The following is a 16,127-nucleotide window of genomic DNA, read 5'->3' as shown; positions in this document are numbered from 1 at the left end:
ACCTGGGTCAGGTCATCTCTGGGAAGCGGACATCGCCGCGCTCTGGGCTGAGGTCACCCACGGGCCAATCACGTCGTTTTGGACCGCTCTAGGCAAGTCCGATCTACCCTTCAAAGGCGACATGAGGCGACAGGCGGATTCAGTCGCATCCGCAAACGTCGAACTATTGGCCCCCGCTGCCCATCACCTTGGGTCAGTTCGGGCGCAGCTTCGGGGGCATCGTAGCCAAAGTGGATGACCAAGTGCCCTTGGCTTGCTTTCGCCGAAAGGTGGTGGTGAAGCTGGGTTATGTGATGGGGATCTTGCGCGAGCGGGCGTGACTCGCTCGCATCACGCTGTGAAGCATGAACGCTGCTAGCGGCCACTTCAATTCGTCGTGGTCTTGCCGCCGCGCATGGACACGAGCTTTTCCTCACGAAATCGGAGAATGAGCCATGCGGTCTCATCGAAACCGTCTGCGAGCTTTCCGTGGTGAGAATACACCATCTGAGCAGCTTTCGACTTCGACGGCGGTCCCAGCGCCGTGACCACCTCCGAACGCGACATGCCTAAATGCAGCTTGCCGTCGAAGACGAGGGGCGCGAACTTTTCCGGGATGTTGGCGCAATCGGTCGAGGTCTCGGCGTCTTTCTCGGTGAGCTCTTCAACGATCTCTGTGACGAGATGGTCCGGGCCGCCCATCTCTCCGCTGGACACGACCCACAATCGATGCTGCGCGCGTCTATAACACAGCCAATAGATGCTATCTCCAGCGTGGCCCTGGTGTTGGATGGTCCCTTCGCCCACGGCTTCGCGGACCGCGCCGAGCGGCGTCTCCTCGAAGCGGCCGGCGAATGCGCCCAGCGAAAAGCGGGTCGCCAATCTCTTCACGACCGTCGGCGACACGCGCTCGAACGCATGTTCGTCGACTCGCGGCGGCGGTGTCTGCGCGGAGCAGTCGTGCGCGGGGATCGCGAAAAGGAGAAGCAGCAAGAAGAGCGTCTTTCGACCATCAACTCCGAATTGCCTTACATTGAAGGCTGAGCGCTTCTGCCTGGCTCGATTGCTCATCATTTTGGGCTCAAAGCTTTCTTCACTCGCCCGATCGCTTCTGGGGCGTCGGGAGCGGCCGGGGATAGTCTATCGCTATTTTCCCGAACCCCCTTCCGACCCTTGGTCGGGGACACAATTCAAGTGGTTCATCCACGAACTCGGTCAGCTTCCGGTCCGGGTCAAAAGCTGCCCTCGGCAGTCAGCATGACCTTGGGCAGGTCATATCTGGGAAGCGGACATCGCCGCTCTCAGGGCTGAAGTCAGCCAAGGGCCAGGAACGGACTCATGCACCGCCGCAATTATCTATTCGATCACCTCGTCGGCACCGGCGAGCAGCGTGATTGGAATGTCGAGACCGAGCGCCTTAGCGGTCTTGAGGTTGATATTCAGGGTCACGTCCGTCGTCTGCTGGACGGGAAGCTCCGCCGGACGTGCCCCTTTCAGAATGCGATCAACATAGCCTGCGGCGCGTTGCCATAGTTTGAAAAGGTTGGCCGAGTACGACATCAGTCCTCCTCTCTGAGTCGAGTCGCGGAATGGATAGATCGCCGGCATTCGCCGCTCTGCGGTGAGCGCGATCAGCCGGGGAACGAGGGGTATCAGCGATGGATCGTCGGTGACGACGAGGCCGTCGAGGCCGTTCTCTCCCAGAGCGGCGAAGCTGTTATCGATTTCCGCGAGCCGCACCGAGAGGGCAGTCAACTCGAGACCGAGCCCGGGTGCCGCTCTTTGCATGAGTTCGACTTGGTTGGCAGTCGTCGGATTGTCAGGATTCCACAACACGGCGACACGATGCACTTTCGGTGCCGCCTCCTTCAGCAGCTCCAGCCACTTGACGCCGTAATCGCCGGAGAGCTGCGACAGCCCGGTGATGTTGCCGCCTGGCCGGGCGAGGCTTGCCACAAGACCGGCTCTGACGGGATCTCCGCTCATGCAGACGATCGGCACCGTGGATGTTGCACGTTGCGCGGCCTGCGAAGCGGGTGTGCCTGGAGTCACGAGTACATCAACGTTGAGCGAGAGGAGTTCAGCGATCAGCACAGGAACGCGCTCCGGCTTGCCCTCGGCATAGCGTTCTTCGAGCAGCAGGTTGCGCCCCACTACATATCCCAGGTCCGCAAGTCCCTGACGGAATCCGGTCTGGTAGTACACGTCCGTCCCGCGAACGCCGCTCCAGACGTAGCCGACCCGCGGCACCACAGGTTGCTGCGCTTGGGCTGCGAGGGGCAAGGCTGCCATCGCAGCGCCGAGAAGCGTGATAAAATCGCGGCGTTTCATTGAGCCATCTCGCGGTGCGCTATCGCTACAATATGCGCCCGCAACTTGGAAAAAGGCAGATCTCGGCGACGAGTCCCGCATGGAACTGACATTCACGTTGGGGGCGGATTTCGTTGAACGGCGAGCCTCTTGAGTAGAGGCGGCGCAGTCCCCGATGTCCGGGGTGGGTCATTCGCGTCGATCTTGCCCTTGCGTGATCAGGTTCGGTTTACCCCCGCGAACTGACCGATGAACGAATGCCGAATTTCGTCTGTATGGGTCATACTTGGACTCTTGCATCGCTAGGCTGACGAAGGGCCCTCAACAATCTTCCAATAGGAGTCCTTGCGGATCACCTCGCCCGCGCGAAACGTGTAAAAGTCACATCCTCGGACCTCGATCGCTTTTCCTTCGCGTGTAGTGCCCGTTAGTGTCCATTTTGAAATGCCCGTGTTTGCCATCGCATCCACAAAGTGTTCGACGTCGCCGTAGTGAACGTCCGGCAGGCCTTCAAAGCGCGTCGCGAGCCCGTCTCGTACTTTGCGTTTCCCCTCAAAGCGCGAGCCCCATGGCTCGGCTCCCCTCGGCATCTCCAAGACACAATCGTTAGCAAAGAAGTCCATGATGGAATCCAGGTCGTGCGCGTTGAACGCTTCGCACAGCAACGTTAATTTCGATCGAATGTCCATCCTTCCCTCCCTCATCTCGAAGTGGATACAATAGCATAAGGACACACGCGCGAGCTGAGGGGATCGATTATACGTCTGGTCGATGTCGCCTTCGGGTCAAAAGCTGCCGTGGCGCGCCATGCTGCGATTGGTCCGCTGAGGGCCATAAGCGGACATGAGTTGCGCGAGCCTGGCCGCTTCACTTCAGCATCCGGACATCCGCCCTTGCGAGCACTAGTCCTTAAGCCCTTCTCATCAGCCTCAGCGAGGCCGCAAGGCGCAGACTGCGCTTGCCGGCGAGTGCGATGCCTTCGAGCTCACCGCTGTCCTCGTTGCAGGTCCCGGAGAAGCCGATCCCGACCTCATAGCCGCCGAACACGGGGTTCTCGCCTTTGGCCGGCGTGTGCTCCTGGTTGAGCATCTCTCCCTTCCAGCGGCCGTCTGCCGAAGAGTAAGAGCCGAGATAGTAGAAGAACGCATCGCCGCCGAGGATGCGGCCGTCGATCAGCAGCATGACGCCGGAGAGCCCAGCATCGACGCCGTCGAGCGCGCGCAGACCCATCCCGTAAAGCCCGTTGGCGATGCCGCCCTGCCCGATCGTGCCGCGTGGCGGCAGCGCCCCGTCATCGAGCCGCGTCAGGTTGGCCCAGAAACCGGCGCCCGGCATGGTGTCCGCGCCGCCCGTAAGACGGATCTGGTTGCCGTGCAGCCGGCCGCGTGCGCCGATCCTGGCGACGTCGGCGCCCATCAGCGGCTTGTAATGGGGATCCTCGTTATGCCGCTCGGTAATCACCTCGGCGACGATCTCGCCATCGCGCTCGACATAGGTGCCGAGATGCGCGAAGGCCGAATTGCCGCCCAGCATCTTGCCGTCATGCAGGCACATGATGCTGCGCCCGAACGCATCATTGACGCCGTATTCAACCTTGTAGAGTCCGTCCAGCAACGCAATGAACCCGCAAAATCGGAAAAGAATCGCGGGCTACCTAGCATTGCCGCCGCACCTCGGCCATCCGGCTTTTCCGCGCAGGGCCTTGCGGAACCTCCGCCGCCACGATGCCATCTTGCCCCTGATTTGCCCGACGGGTCAATCATTCATTTCGCTTAATCCGCAGGCGACGTTTTCGTTTGATCTGTTATTTCAAAGGCTTGGCTACTGTGCATGGGGTTGTTTTCGCGTTTTTTGCTTGCCGCGGGCTCATCAGGCGTCAGTGACGCTTGAAATACTGCACCTCGCGCTCGTGTTTCTCGGCGGCCGCACGGCTCCGGAAGGTCCCGAGGTTACGACGCTTGCCGGTCTTCGGATTCACCTTGCGTGAATAGAGGCGGTATTCGCCGGATGCCAGTTTGCGGATCATGATCGCGCTCCGTTGTGTCTTGAGATCAACGGCGTCCACGCGATTGAGGTTCCGTCGCGTGTGGCTCTGCTCAGAAGCACAGCGTGGTGACGAGCTTGCCCTGCTTGTCCTTGATCGCATAGGGGCAGCGCAGCCGCTCCAGCGCCTTCTTGGCGTCCTCGTCGCCAAGCGCTGTGGCGCGCTCGTAATAGGCCTTGGCGGCGTCCTTGTCCTTTGCGCCGCCGCGGCCGCCTTCCGCGAAGGCCCCCATTCGCTCCAGCGCGCCGGGATGGTTTTGCGCCGCCGCCTTCTCGAACAGCCCACGCGCCGCGACGTCGTCCTTCGCGCCGCCCGTGCCTTCGGAGAGCATCAGGCCGAGCTGGTACTGCGCCTCCGCATTGGTCTCGGCAGCCTTGCCGAGCAGCGCGCGCGCCTGCGCGGGATCGGCCGGCGCGGCGCCACCTGCGCCGCCGAGCGCAGCGAGGTTGCTGACGCCGCGGGGATTGCCTGATTGCGCCGCCTTCTCGAACAGTTTTCGCGCCTGCGCCTCGTCCTTGGCGATGCCGGAGCCGGTGCCATAGGCAACACCGAGCTCGACCATGGCGGCGCTTGATCCCTTGTCGGCGGCCTTGCGCCAGGCGGCGATCGCCTCCGCCGTCTGCCGGTTGGCGGCGTAGGCGCGGCCGAGCGCGAACATCGCACGGCGCGAGGACGGCGCGGCCTGCTTGCAGAACCTGATCGCCGTCGCGACGTCGGAGGCAGCGACCTCCGCGACGCCCCTCACGTCAGCCGGCTTGTCGGGGTCGCTGGGATCGGCCGCGACCCGGTCGCACAACACGAGATCGGCCGATTGCGCGCGCGCTGCCAAGGGCGCGGCGAGCACCAGGACGATGGCAAGGAGACAAGTCCGCATGGTCATCACGTTGCGTCCCCGCCCCGGCAAATTCAAGGCTCGAGTCCCGATTGGCGCAGGACGGGTACGACCTCGGGCGATGCCAGATAGCGCAGCAGCCGGTCCGCGGCGTCAGCATGCTTCGCCCCTGCCATGCGGCCGGCGGAGAACACCGCCGGTGTCTGCAGCTCGTGCGGGATCGGACCGACCACCTCGATGCCGCTAACCTGCTTCAGCTCGCTGATCTGCTGCACAGCGAGGTCGGCCTCGCCGCTGACGAGACGCTCTGCCGTAAACCCCTGCTCGACGATGGTGGCCTTGGCATTGATCTCGGCTGCGATCCCCATCCGCACGATCAGCTGGCCGAAGTAGACACCGCTCGCGCCCAGCCGCGAATAGGCGATGGACCGCGCTGCGAGCAGCGTCCTGCGCAGCGCCGCTTCGCTTCCGATATCGGGATGCGCCTGCCCTGCCCGCACGGCAATGCCGACATAGGAGCGCGCCAGGTCGGCCGCGCTCCCGGCGAGCACGCGGCCCTCCGCGATCACCTCGTCCAGCCCTTCGCGCGTGAGGATCACGAGATCGGCGGCCTCGCCGTCGCGCAGGCGCTTCAGCAAAGCGAGGGTCGGCGCGAAGTCGGCGTCGATACGGACGCCGGTTGCGGCCTCATACGCGGACGACAGGCTGCGCATCGCGCCCATCAGGCCGAGCGTCGAGAGCATGCGAAGGTTTTCCATGAGCGATTTCCGTCGCGATCAGGCGCGATGCATCAGCTTGAGCGCCGCGGTCAGGCGCAGGCTGCGCTTGCCGGCAAGCGCGGTCGCCTCCAGTACCGCCTCTTCCGCGTCGTAGCGGCCCGAGAAGCCGATACCGACCTCGTGGCCGCCGAAGATCGGGTCATCCTTGGCCGGCGTGTGCTCCTGGTTGAGAATCTGGCCCTTCCAGCGCCCGTTCGCGGCGGTGTAGCTGCCGAGATAGTAGAATGCCGCATCGCCGCCAAGGATGCGGCCCCGGTTCAGCAGCATCACGCCGGTAAGGCCGCCGTCGAGACCGTCGAGCATCCGCAGATGGATGGAGTAGAGACCGTCGGCGATGCCCCCTTCGCCGATGCCGCCGGCGATCGGCACCTCGTCTTCCGTGATCGGCGTCATCACCGATTGGAAGGGAATGCCGGGCAACTCCTTCAGTTCGCCCTTGAAGCGATAGAGATCGCCATCCGCCCAGCCCTTGGCGAGCAAGGTCGCATCATCGGTGCCCGCCATGGCGCGATAGTTCGGATCGGGGTTATGGCGGACGGTGCTGATCACGACGTCGACGCCGCTGTCGGTCTTCTCGTAGGTGCCGATATGGGCGAAGGCCGAATTGCCGCCGAGCATCTTGCCGTTGCCGGCATGCATCACGCTCCGGCCGACGGCGTCGCCGAGCTGAAATTTCACCTTGTAGAAGCCTTCAAACACCAGCCGTCCCCGGCCCTGCGCGCATCCTGCGGGCACTCTATCCCGCTTTGGGCCGACATGGACAGGCTTCACGCAACGCAACCCTGCTGCATCACGGGAATGGCTGTCATCAAGATGCTAAAAATCCGCCGGCGCCTTTCAGCTCCGGCGGATTGAAAGCCAACCCGGGCCAGCCCCCAGCCCGGGCCGGGAGGATCTTAGGCTGCGGCCTTCTTGTCGGCCGGCACGGAGGCGATCGTCTTCAGGATCTGCGAAGCGATCTGGTATGGGTCGCCTTGCGAATTCGGACGACGGTCTTCCAGATAGCCCTTGTAGCCGTTGTTGACGAAGGAGTGCGGCACGCGGATCGAAGCGCCGCGGTCGGCAACGCCGTAGCTGAACTTGTTCCACGGCGCGGTCTCGTGCTTGCCGGTCAGACGCTTGTCGTTGTCCGGGCCGTAGACGGCGATGTGGTCCATCAGGTTCTTGTCGAAGGCGGCCATCAGGGCCTCGAAATACTCCTTGCCGCCGACCGTGCGCATGTACTCGGTCGAGAAGTTGGCGTGCATGCCGGAGCCGTTCCAGTCGGTGTCGCCGAGCGGCTTGCAGTGGAATTCGATGTCGATGCCGTACTTTTCGGTGAGGCGCAGCATCAGATAGCGGGCCATCCACATCTGGTCAGCGGCGGTCTTGGAGCCCTTGCCGAAGATCTGGAATTCCCACTGGCCCTTGGCAACTTCCGCGTTGATGCCTTCATGGTTGATGCCGGCAGCGAGGCAAAGGTCGAGATGCTCTTCGACGATCTTGCGGGCGACGTCGCCGACGTTCGAGAAGCCGACGCCGGTGTAGTACGGGCCCTGCGGCGCCGGATAACCCGAGGTCGGGAAGCCGAGCGGACGGCCGTCCTTGTAGAAGAAGTATTCCTGCTCGAAGCCGAACCAGGCGCCGGCATCGTCGAGAATGGTGGCGCGCTTGTTGGAGGCGTGCGGGGTCTTGCCATCGGGCATCATGACTTCGCACATCACGAGCACGCCGTTGGTGCGCGCAGCGTCCGGGAAGACGGCGACCGGCTTCAGCACGCAATCGGAGCTGTGGCCTTCGGCCTGCTGGGTGGAGGAGCCATCGAAGCCCCAGAGCGGAAGCTGCTCGAGCGTCGGGAACGACGCGAATTCCTTGATCTGAGTTTTGCCGCGCAGGTTCGGAGTCGGCGTATATCCGTCGAGCCAGATGTACTCGAGCTTATACTTGGTCATTGAGCCTCTCTGTAGATGATGCGAAAGGTTGGGGGCCTGGCGGCCCCCGAACGTTTTGTACCCGGCCATCATCGGCCGGCCCCTTACAAGCATTTAACGTGCCAAAAGGCCGCAGCGCGGGAGGTTCTCCACCGCGGCTGTCCCCGGCCCGGTGTCCACGCGATGTCGACGGCGTCGTGCGTCATAGCGGCGCACCATTGCGTGTAGCTGCACCGCAAAAATCCGGCGAAAAACGCCCGATTCTGAAGCAGGCCGGCCCGTGCCGGAGGTTGCCGATGAAACGCGCATCAACGTCCAGCAATTTTCGCAAAGCTCCACGCCCCTGCCTAGCAACCTTTGGAATGGCCCAGCCGTTAGCCACCGACACCATGCCTTAGGGGAAGCAGTGGGCCACATGCCTACAAATTGGGCGGAAACTGATTTCGTTTTCAGCACTTTGCAATTCGGGACGCGCGGCCGATATGGGGATTCCAGTAACCACAATCGAACGAGTCGGGCGCACCATGGAGGCCAAGGCGCTTCGACCAAGGAGAAATCGCAATGATGAACAATGGTCTGAGTCACGGATCGGCAACGATCTACCAATTCCCGGTCGGGGGCCGCGCGGCTCTCGCGGGACGCCGCTATGGCGAGACCCGCCTTCCTGCCGATCACGCTTCGCTTCCGGCGAATGTCTCGATCTGCAGCGACAGCTGGTACCACCAAGAGGCGGTCGACGACGCCAAGCCGAAATGGGATCGCTGATGCCTGTGGTTGGTTTGAAACCGCCGCGCTCTCGCAGGCGCCCGGCGGCCGTTCGAAAAGGGTCGAAACAGCGATGTTTCGGCCCTTTTTGATTCTCGGGTGAACCACGCCGTTCAGATCACCGCGCAGGCCGTCACCGGCCGCTTCAGATGCTTGACCGTGGTGGCCCCGGTCTTGCCGATGGTCAGCGTGATACCCGCGCCCGAATAGCGTTTTCCGGCGACCGACAGCCGCTTGGCGAGCGTGACCGGCTCGCCGTCGATCTGGAGAAAGGCCCGCTTGTCGGCGTCATAAAATGCAACGATGAACTGCGTACCATCGGCGCAGCGATAGGTCTGGAACGTCTGCGCTTCAGTCTGCCGCGCACTGGTCATTCCAGCTGCCAGCATGGCGGTCGTCAAAAGAATGGCCTTGTGCCGGCCCATGATCGCCCCCTGTAATAGCTTTCAAGGACGCCCCTCGTGCGTCCAATGGAACCATAACCGAAGCCGATCCCATGTCAGATTCCCCCGCCCGTCACCTCGCCTTGCAAGGCGCCAGCAATTTTCGCGATCTCGGCGGCTACCCGACCATCGATGGCCGCACCACGCGCTGGCGGCACATCTTCCGCTCCAACCATCTCGGCCAGCTCACCGCTGCCGATATCGAGATCGTCAGGGCGCTGGGAGTGCGAAGCGCTTTCGATTTCCGTGGGGTTGAGGAGCGCGCGGCCGGTGTCTGCGTCGTCAGCGAGATCACGGTGCATTCGCTGCCGATCGAGCCGAGCGTCGTGGCTGCGCTGCGGACTGAACTCGCGAGAGGCACGCTGACGGCACCGGTCGCGCTGGAGCTCATGCGCGAATCTTATCGCAACTACGTTCGCTACCACACGAACAGCTTTCGCAACCTGTTCGGCCATCTCCTCGAAGATCGCGCGCCGCTGGTGATTCACTGCACGGCGGGCAAGGACCGCACCGGCTTTGCCAGCGCGCTGATCCTGCATGCGCTCGGCGTACCCGATGAAATCATCGCCGAGGACTACCTGCTCACCAACCAGCATTACAAGCGCGATGCGACGGCCGCCTTCGACCTGCCGGAGGACGTACGCAATGCCATCGGGAGCGTCGAAGCCTCGTACCTTGCCGCTGCATTCGAAGCCATCGGCAGTGAATATGGCGATCTCGAAACCTATCTGCGCGACGCCCTCAAGCTTGGCACGGCGGAGCGAGCCGCGCTGCAGGCGCGCTATCTGCAAGCATAGACAGCCGTGCCCGGAGAACGATGATGCAAGACAAGGTCCTGATCGTGACAGGCGCACACGGCGCGCTCGGCAAGGTGGTTGCGGAGATCGCACGATCGCGCGGCGCGCGCGTGGCCGGCATCGATCACGCGCCATCGCAGATTCCCGCAAAGCCCGAGAGCATCGAGATCGGCGGCGTCGACCTCTCCGACGCGGCCCAGGCGAAGACGGCGGTTGACGCGGCGGCCAAGCATTTCGGCCGGCTCGATGCGCTGATCAACATCGCCGGCGGCTTCGCTTTCGAAACCGTGGGCGATGGCGACGTCAAGACCTGGCAGCGCATGTACGCGCTGAACGTCCTCACCGCGCTCAACACCTCGCGCGCGGCGCTGCCGCATCTCGCAGCGTCCAGGGCCGGCCGCATCGTCAATATCGGCGCCATGGGCGCGCTGCAGGCAGGCTCCGGCATGGGTCCCTATGCGGCCTCGAAAGCGGGTGTGCATCGGCTTACCGAGTCGCTGGCCAGCGAGTGGAAAGGCAAGGTCACGGTGAATGCCGTGCTGCCGTCGATCATCGACACTGCCGCCAACCGCGCCGATATGCCGAAGGCGGATTTCTCCAAATGGGTGACGCCGCGGGAACTCGCCGAGGTCATCCTCTTCCTGGCCGGCGACGCCGCAAGCGGCGTCACCGGCGCGCTGATCCCGGTCGGAGGACGGGTGTAAACGCGTTGCGTTCGGATCCTCCTGCGCGGGAGCTCTGATTCAATCGGACCCCAGAACGCTCTAGACTGCCCGCAACTGATTCTCCGACCGGACGTCCCCTTGGAAACTACGCTCTACCTGCCCGTCAAACGCTTCCTCGAAGAGCTCGGCTTCACCGTGAAAGGCGAGATCGGCGGCTGTGATCTCGTGGGCCTCAGCGCCGGCGATCCGCCCGTGGTGGTGATTGGCGAACTCAAGCTCGCCTTCAATCTCGAGCTGATCCTCCAGGCGGTCGACCGCGCGCCGGCCGGCGACGAGGTCTGGATCGCGGCCAAGATGTCGATCCGGGGCAAGGGGCGCGAGAGCGACGCGCGCTATCGCAATCTCTGCCGCCGTCTCGGCTTCGGCATGCTCGGCGTGACCGACCGCGGCCAGGTCGAGGTGCTGGTGAAGCCGCCGACCGCAGCGCCCCGCCGCGAGCCGAAAGTGCGGTCGCGCCTCGTTGCCGAACACCAGCGCCGCCAGGGCGATCCCGTGCTCGGCGGCAGCACGCGCGCCCCGATCATGACGGCCTATCGGCAGCAGGCTCTGGCCTGCGCCTCAGCGCTCGCCGACGGGCCGCGGCCCGTGCGCGAATTGCGCGAGCGCTGCCCTGACGCCGGCAAGATCTTGCTTAACAATGTGTATGGCTGGTTCGAACGGGCCGACCGGGGAATCTACGGGCTCACCGAGGCCGGGCATGCCGCCCTGAAGCGCTGGCCGCAACAACGGATCGAAATCGATGCCGGTGTCGCGTCACCGCCCTGACACCCCGACCGGTGCATAGCTGAGATGCCATAGCAATTTCATATTGCAATGCAACATTTGGGGCACTAGGTATCCCGGCATCAAAACGAGGCCGTTATGAGCGCAGACTGGAATACCAAATATGGCACGCGGCGCGTGCGCCACGATCCGCCCACCCTGGACGAGGCGATCTTCGCCGCCATCGGCATTACCGACGATCATGAGCAGCAGGCCGAGATCGCCGCAGCCTTGATGGGGATGCCGCTCGATGTCGTGCAGGCCGAAGTGAAGAAGCAGGCGCGCACCAATAGCCGCATCACCGCCACCCGCGTGATCGCCGGCGAACAGGGCGCACAGCGCTCCGTGGTGGTCGAACGCCGCGTCGTCCGCCGTTTCGGCAACGACAAGCGCACCGGCACCTGAGCGTTCATTTCGCGCCCCAGAATACGAAAGCGGACCGGCCACGCCGGTCCGCTTTTTGATTCAGTCCGCTATTTGAGGTCAGGCGGCGCGATTGTCGTACATGCTGGAGATGATCTTCCAGCAGGTCGAGTTGAGGCTGAGCAAAGCGCGGCCAGCCCTGAACGGCGAGGCCGCGAGATCGGCAAGTTCGGCCTCAGGCGTCTTGGCGAGGTCGATAGTGCCAGTCGATTCGCCGTGGCGGAAAGCCAGATGCGCGCCGAACTTCCTGGCGAGCGCCCGCATGGCGTGATTCTCGGCGCCCGTGGTGATGCGCAGGCTCTTATAGCCTTTCCAGCGCGCTTCAGCGATCAGGCGGCTGAACAAGACCGTGCCGACGCCCTGGCGGCGCGCGGAGGCTTCCACACTGAAGGCAACTTCAGGCAGCGAACCATCTTCCGGCGGATGCAGCTCGGCAGCACCACGGACCACGCCGTCGACGATATAGGCGACGATCACGGTGCCGTCCTCGGCGCAGCGGGCGGCGTAACGCTCGATAAATGAGTCGTCGAGAAAGCCGTTGAAACGGTCGTGTCGGCTTCCGGCATCGAGTCTGAGCAGATGATCGCGCAGGAGCGGCAATTCTTCCTGCTGGCTCAAGGTCCGCACATAGCCCGGAACGGACGGCGCGCGAACGGTGTCTTCAAGTACCACGTCAAAACTCCTCTTGGTGTCCCTCGAGGAGGCGTTCGAATCCCTAGGCCCCCTATATTGTGCATCGCACCATTCTTTTCAAGGAGGGAACCTGCCTAACTTAGCGGCATCGGGAACAACTAATTCGTTAACAAAATCAAGGCGCCGTAGTCTTACAGAACCAGCTGAGTCTGGGTCACCACCGCCACTAGCTTGCCATCCTCGGTTTCCAGCCGCGTGGTCCAGACCTGGGTCTTTCGGCCCCGATGAACCGGGGTCGCCGTGGCAATCACCGTGGTTCCCTCCTTGGCCCCGCCGATGAAATTGGTCTTGCTCTCCAGCGTGGTCGTGCCCTTGGCGTCTTCAGGCAGATTGATCACGGTCGCGGCCGCACCGACGGAATCGGCCAGTGCCATCACCGCGCCGCCATGGATAGTGTGGTGCAGCGTGCAGAGATCGGGGCGGACCGTCATCCGCGCCACCACGCGGTCCTTCCCGGCCTCGACGAACTCGACGCCCTTGAGCTCGGCGAACGGCATCTTCATCGCTTTAAGTTTCTCGAGCGGCGTCATCAAAAGTCCTCCCAATCGATTGTTGTCCCAGCGTGAATTGCTTCGGGCGGCAAAGCAATGACGTCTGAGGTAATGGCCGCCGTGACATCGCCCCGCATTTGCGCATATGAAACGCCATGCGCCGCTTCCCGCCACGCCGCATCGTCTGCCTGACCGAAGAGACGGTCGAAACGCTCTACCTGCTTGGCGAGCAGGACCGCATCGTCGGCGTCTCCGGCTACGCGGTTCGTCCGCCACAGGTGCGGCGCGAGAAGCCACGGGTGTCAGCCTTTGTCTCCGCGGACATCCCGAAAATCCTGACGCTGGAACCGGACCTCGTGCTGGCCTTCTCCGATCTCCAAGCCGGCATCGTCGCCGATCTGGTCCGCGCAGGCATCGACGTCCACGTCTTCAACCAGCGCGACATCGCCGGGATTCTTGCGATGATCCGGACGCTCGGCGCGCTGGTCGGCGCGACGGAACGCGCGGCGGAACTTGCGCAAGGTCTTGAGCGGCGCTTGGCCGCGATTGCCGCGACACCCCGCCCCTCGCCGCGGCCGAGAGTTTATTTCGAGGAATGGGATGACCCGCTGATCTCCGGGATCGGCTGGGTGTCCGAGTTGATCGAGATCGCCGGTGGTGAGGATGTGTTTCCGGAGCTGCGCCATCGGCAGGCCGCGAAGGATCGCATCGTCTCGGCGGAGGCAGTACGCAAGACCGCGCCCGATGTCATTCTCGCATCATGGTGCGGCAAGAAGGTCGTGCCGGCCCGCATCAAGCAGCGTGAGGGTTGGAGTGAAATTCCGGCCGTCCGCGACAACCGCATCGTCGAGATCAAGTCGCCGATCATCCTCCAGCCTGGACCGGCCGCACTTACGGATGGGCTTGAAGCGATCGTGACGACGTTGTGGGGACAGGACTCGAAACTGCCTACCCCGTCATCTTGAGGTGCGAGGCATGGGACGCAACGCGTCCCATGGGGAGCCTCGAAGGATGAACGGCCCCGATGGAGCCGGGCCGTCGCCCTTCGAGGCTCGCCCAGCGACGCTTCGCGCCGCCAGGCTCGCGCCTCAGGGTGACGGGGATTTTCACGTCACCGCATTCACCACCTGATATTCCGGCTGCCGCCAGATCTCGCCCGCGATCACCTCCTCGATGATCGCGGCCGCCCGGACGATCTCGCTCTCGCCAATGTACAGCGGCGTAATCCCGAACCGCATGATGTCAGGCGCGCGGAAGTCGCCGATGACGCCGCGGGCGATCAGGGCTTGCATCGCTGCGTAGCCGCCATCGAAGGCGAAGGAAACTTGCGAGCCGCGGCGCTCATGGGCGAGCGGGGTAACGAGCTTCAGAGACGGACAGCGGCGCTCGACTTCGGCGATCAGCAAGTCACCGAGCGCCAACGAACGCGCACGGACCTCTGCCATTTCGACGCGGTCCCAGATGTCGAGCGAGGCCTCCAGCGCCGCCATTGCCAGCACCGGGGGTGTGCCGACGCGCATACGCTCGACGCCACCTGCGGCCGCATAGCCAAGCTCAAATGCGAACGGCTTTGCGTGGCCCATCCAACCCGACAGCGCGGCGCGCGCGCTGTCGGCATGGCGCGGGGCGACGTAGAGGAACGCTGGCGCGCCGGGGCCGGCGTTGAGATATTTGTAGGTGCACCCCGCCGCGAAATCGGCGCCGCAGCCGGCAAGATCGACCGGCAGCGCGCCGGCGGAATGCGCGAGATCCCAGACCGTGACGATGCCGAGCGCATGCGCCTTTGCGGTGAGCTTCGCCATGTCGTGACGCCGGCCGGTGCGGTAATCGACCTCTGTGATGTAGAGCACCGCGATCTCGTCCGAGAGTGCGGCGTCGATCTCCTCCGGCGCCACCAGACGCAATTGATGGCCGCGCCCGAGCGTGGCGATCAGGCCTTCGGCCATGTAGAGGTCGGTCGGGAAATTGCCGGTGTCGGACAGGACGACCTTGCGGGACGCGTTCATGTCGAGCGCAGCAGCCAGCGCCTGATAGACCTTGAGTGACAACGTATCACCCACCATCACCGAGCCGGCTTCCGCGCCGATCAGTCGCGCGATGCGATCGCCGACGTGGCGCGGCTGGGCGTACCAGCCGGCGGTGTTCCAGGCCCGGATCAACTCATTGCCCCACTCGGTCGTGATGACGCGGTTGACGCGCTCGGCCACGCCCGCCGGCAGCGCGCCGAGCGAATTGCCGTCGAGATAGATCACGCCGTCAGGCAGATGGAACAGCGCTTTGGTGTCGTCATAGACGCGATATCTGGTCATAGACATTTCTTTGGGCATTTCTACAGAATGGTGCGGACGCGCCAGAGTTCGGGGAATAGTTCGACCTCCAGCATGCGCTTGAGATAGCTGACGCCCCCAGTGCCGCCGGTGCCGCGCTTGAAGCCGATGACGCGCTCGACCGTCGTCACGTGGTTGAAGCGCCAGCGGCGGAAGTAATCCTCGAAATCGACCAGCTTCTCAGCCAGCTCGTAGAGCATCCAATGCGTCTCCGGCGCCTCGTAGACGACGCGCCACGCCTGCAGCACGCCTTCGTTGAAGCTGTGGGTCTCGCGAACATCGCGCGCGAGCACCGCCGCCGGCATCTTCAGCCCGTTGCGGTCGGCGAGCCTGAGCACTTCGTCATAGAGGCTTGGGGTCGCAAGCTCGGCTTCCAGCAGTTTCGTCGTCTCCACGTCGTGCGCGTGCGGCTTGAGCATGGCGTGGTTGCGGTTGCCGAGCAGGAATTCGATCAGCCGGTATTGGCGCGACTGGAAACCGGAGGACTGTCCGAGCTGCGAGCGGAAGCGCGTATACTCGCTCGGCGTCATCGTGCGCAGAACGTCCCAGGCGTTGTTGAGCTGCTCGAAGATCCGCGACATCCGCGCCAGCATCTTCATGGCGGGCTGCACCTCGTCCCCAGCGATGGCACGGCGTGCGGCGCTCAGTTCGTGGATGGCCAGGCGCATCCACAGCTCCGTGGTCTGATGCTGGATGATGAACAGCATCTCGTCATGCGCTTCCGACAACGGATGCTGCGCGCCCAGGATCGCATCCAGCGCCAGGTAGTCGCCGTACGACATCCGCCGGGCGAAATCGGTCTCGGCGCCTTCTCTCGTGGGATCGTAATCGCTGGACGTCATGGACA

20 protein-coding genes are annotated in these 16,127 nt (G+C 63.7%); 6 read left to right on the top strand and 14 right to left on the bottom strand.

All coding sequences use genetic code 11. The features are described from left to right. Positions 1–366 precede the first annotated feature (366 nt). The 9 genes from GGD66_RS02140 to GGD66_RS02100 form a co-directional block, all read right to left on the bottom strand. Positions 367–1,053 carry a hypothetical protein gene (locus GGD66_RS02140; protein ID WP_183256756.1) on the bottom strand — a complete coding sequence of 229 codons (687 nt, stop codon included), beginning with the start codon at positions 1,051–1,053 and terminating at the stop codon, positions 367–369. Positions 1,054–1,335: 282 nt separating this feature from the next. Further along, positions 1,336–2,310 carry an ABC transporter substrate-binding protein gene (locus GGD66_RS02135; protein ID WP_183256755.1) on the bottom strand — a complete coding sequence of 325 codons (975 nt, stop codon included), beginning with the start codon at positions 2,308–2,310 and terminating at the stop codon, positions 1,336–1,338. 281 nt (positions 2,311–2,591) lie between these two features. After that, a complete protein-coding gene (locus GGD66_RS02130) occupies positions 2,592–2,978 on the bottom strand; it encodes a nuclear transport factor 2 family protein (protein ID WP_092262065.1) in 387 nt (128 codons plus the stop codon). A 220-nt stretch (positions 2,979–3,198) separates the two neighbouring features. Beyond that, positions 3,199–3,903 (bottom strand): hypothetical protein, encoded by a 705-nt coding sequence (locus GGD66_RS02125; protein ID WP_092263027.1) that lies wholly within the window; start codon positions 3,901–3,903, stop codon positions 3,199–3,201. 262 nt (positions 3,904–4,165) lie between these two features. Next, positions 4,166–4,315 (bottom strand): hypothetical protein, encoded by a 150-nt coding sequence (locus GGD66_RS02120; RefSeq protein WP_007591825.1) that lies wholly within the window; start codon positions 4,313–4,315, stop codon positions 4,166–4,168. A gap of 70 nt (positions 4,316–4,385) precedes the next feature. After that, positions 4,386–5,207 carry a tetratricopeptide repeat protein gene (locus tag GGD66_RS02115; RefSeq protein WP_177237533.1) on the bottom strand — a complete coding sequence of 274 codons (822 nt, stop codon included), beginning with the start codon at positions 5,205–5,207 and terminating at the stop codon, positions 4,386–4,388. A gap of 32 nt (positions 5,208–5,239) precedes the next feature. Continuing rightward, positions 5,240–5,923: a substrate-binding domain-containing protein gene (locus GGD66_RS02110; protein ID WP_092263022.1), complete on the bottom strand. Its 684-nt coding sequence runs from the start codon at positions 5,921–5,923 to the stop codon at positions 5,240–5,242. An 18-nt stretch (positions 5,924–5,941) separates the two neighbouring features. After that, entirely contained in the window at positions 5,942–6,643 is a 702-nt protein-coding gene (locus GGD66_RS02105; RefSeq protein WP_092263019.1) for a GrlR family regulatory protein, read from the bottom strand. Between the two features lie 197 nt (positions 6,644–6,840). Then, positions 6,841–7,875 (bottom strand): glutamine synthetase beta-grasp domain-containing protein, encoded by a 1,035-nt coding sequence (locus tag GGD66_RS02100; protein ID WP_018317482.1) that lies wholly within the window; start codon positions 7,873–7,875, stop codon positions 6,841–6,843. A gap of 540 nt (positions 7,876–8,415) precedes the next feature. On the opposite strand from GGD66_RS02100, the gene GGD66_RS02095 reads away from it, so the two are divergent. Then, positions 8,416–8,619: a DUF2735 domain-containing protein gene (locus tag GGD66_RS02095; RefSeq protein WP_018317483.1), complete on the top strand. Its 204-nt coding sequence runs from the start codon at positions 8,416–8,418 to the stop codon at positions 8,617–8,619. A gap of 113 nt (positions 8,620–8,732) precedes the next feature. On the opposite strand, the gene GGD66_RS02090 is transcribed toward GGD66_RS02095, so the two are convergent. Beyond that, a complete protein-coding gene (locus GGD66_RS02090; RefSeq protein WP_092263016.1) occupies positions 8,733–9,044 on the bottom strand; it encodes an MliC family protein in 312 nt (103 codons plus the stop codon). A gap of 71 nt (positions 9,045–9,115) precedes the next feature. On the opposite strand from GGD66_RS02090, the gene GGD66_RS02085 reads away from it, so the two are divergent. From GGD66_RS02085 to GGD66_RS02070, 4 genes are all read left to right on the top strand, one after another. Then, positions 9,116–9,859 carry a tyrosine-protein phosphatase gene (locus GGD66_RS02085; RefSeq protein ID WP_092263013.1) on the top strand — a complete coding sequence of 248 codons (744 nt, stop codon included), beginning with the start codon at positions 9,116–9,118 and terminating at the stop codon, positions 9,857–9,859. 23 nt (positions 9,860–9,882) lie between these two features. Next, a complete protein-coding gene (locus GGD66_RS02080; RefSeq protein ID WP_092263038.1) occupies positions 9,883–10,563 on the top strand; it encodes an SDR family oxidoreductase in 681 nt (226 codons plus the stop codon). A gap of 99 nt (positions 10,564–10,662) precedes the next feature. Further along, positions 10,663–11,349 (top strand): DUF2161 domain-containing phosphodiesterase, encoded by a 687-nt coding sequence (locus GGD66_RS02075; protein ID WP_092263010.1) that lies wholly within the window; start codon positions 10,663–10,665, stop codon positions 11,347–11,349. A gap of 96 nt (positions 11,350–11,445) precedes the next feature. After that, complete coding sequence (locus GGD66_RS02070; RefSeq protein ID WP_018317488.1) at positions 11,446–11,751, top strand: hypothetical protein; 306 nt, start codon at positions 11,446–11,448, stop codon at positions 11,749–11,751. A gap of 78 nt (positions 11,752–11,829) precedes the next feature. Here GGD66_RS02070 and GGD66_RS02065 read toward each other — a convergent pair whose 3' ends face one another. Both GGD66_RS02065 and GGD66_RS02060 read right to left on the bottom strand, forming a co-directional pair. Continuing rightward, entirely contained in the window at positions 11,830–12,441 is a 612-nt protein-coding gene (locus GGD66_RS02065; RefSeq protein WP_018317489.1) for a GNAT family N-acetyltransferase, read from the bottom strand. A 152-nt stretch (positions 12,442–12,593) separates the two neighbouring features. Beyond that, the gene (locus GGD66_RS02060) at positions 12,594–12,992 is read right to left on the bottom strand and encodes a PaaI family thioesterase (RefSeq protein WP_092263008.1); all 399 of its coding nucleotides are present in this window, start codon (positions 12,990–12,992) and stop codon (positions 12,594–12,596) included. Between the two features lie 116 nt (positions 12,993–13,108). On the opposite strand from GGD66_RS02060, the gene GGD66_RS02055 reads away from it, so the two are divergent. Next, entirely contained in the window at positions 13,109–13,918 is an 810-nt protein-coding gene (locus GGD66_RS02055; RefSeq protein WP_183256754.1) for a cobalamin-binding protein, read from the top strand. A gap of 141 nt (positions 13,919–14,059) precedes the next feature. On the opposite strand, the gene kynU is transcribed toward GGD66_RS02055, so the two are convergent. Together kynU and kynA are read right to left on the bottom strand one after the other, a co-directional pair. Next, positions 14,060–15,262, bottom strand: a complete 1,203-nt coding sequence (gene kynU, locus GGD66_RS02050) for a kynureninase (RefSeq protein ID WP_177237532.1) — start codon at positions 15,260–15,262, stop codon at positions 14,060–14,062. 20 nt (positions 15,263–15,282) lie between these two features. Beyond that, entirely contained in the window at positions 15,283–16,122 is an 840-nt protein-coding gene (gene kynA, locus GGD66_RS02045; RefSeq protein WP_018317492.1) for a tryptophan 2,3-dioxygenase, read from the bottom strand. Between the last annotated feature and the right edge of the window lie 5 nt (positions 16,123–16,127).

The sequence above is a fragment of the Bradyrhizobium sp. CIR48 genome (assembly GCF_014198315.1).
In the GTDB taxonomy this organism is placed as follows: Bacteria; Pseudomonadota; Alphaproteobacteria; order Rhizobiales; family Xanthobacteraceae; genus Bradyrhizobium.
The sequence above is the reverse complement of the archived record's forward strand: the minus strand, read 5'-3'. Positions and strand labels throughout refer to the sequence as shown.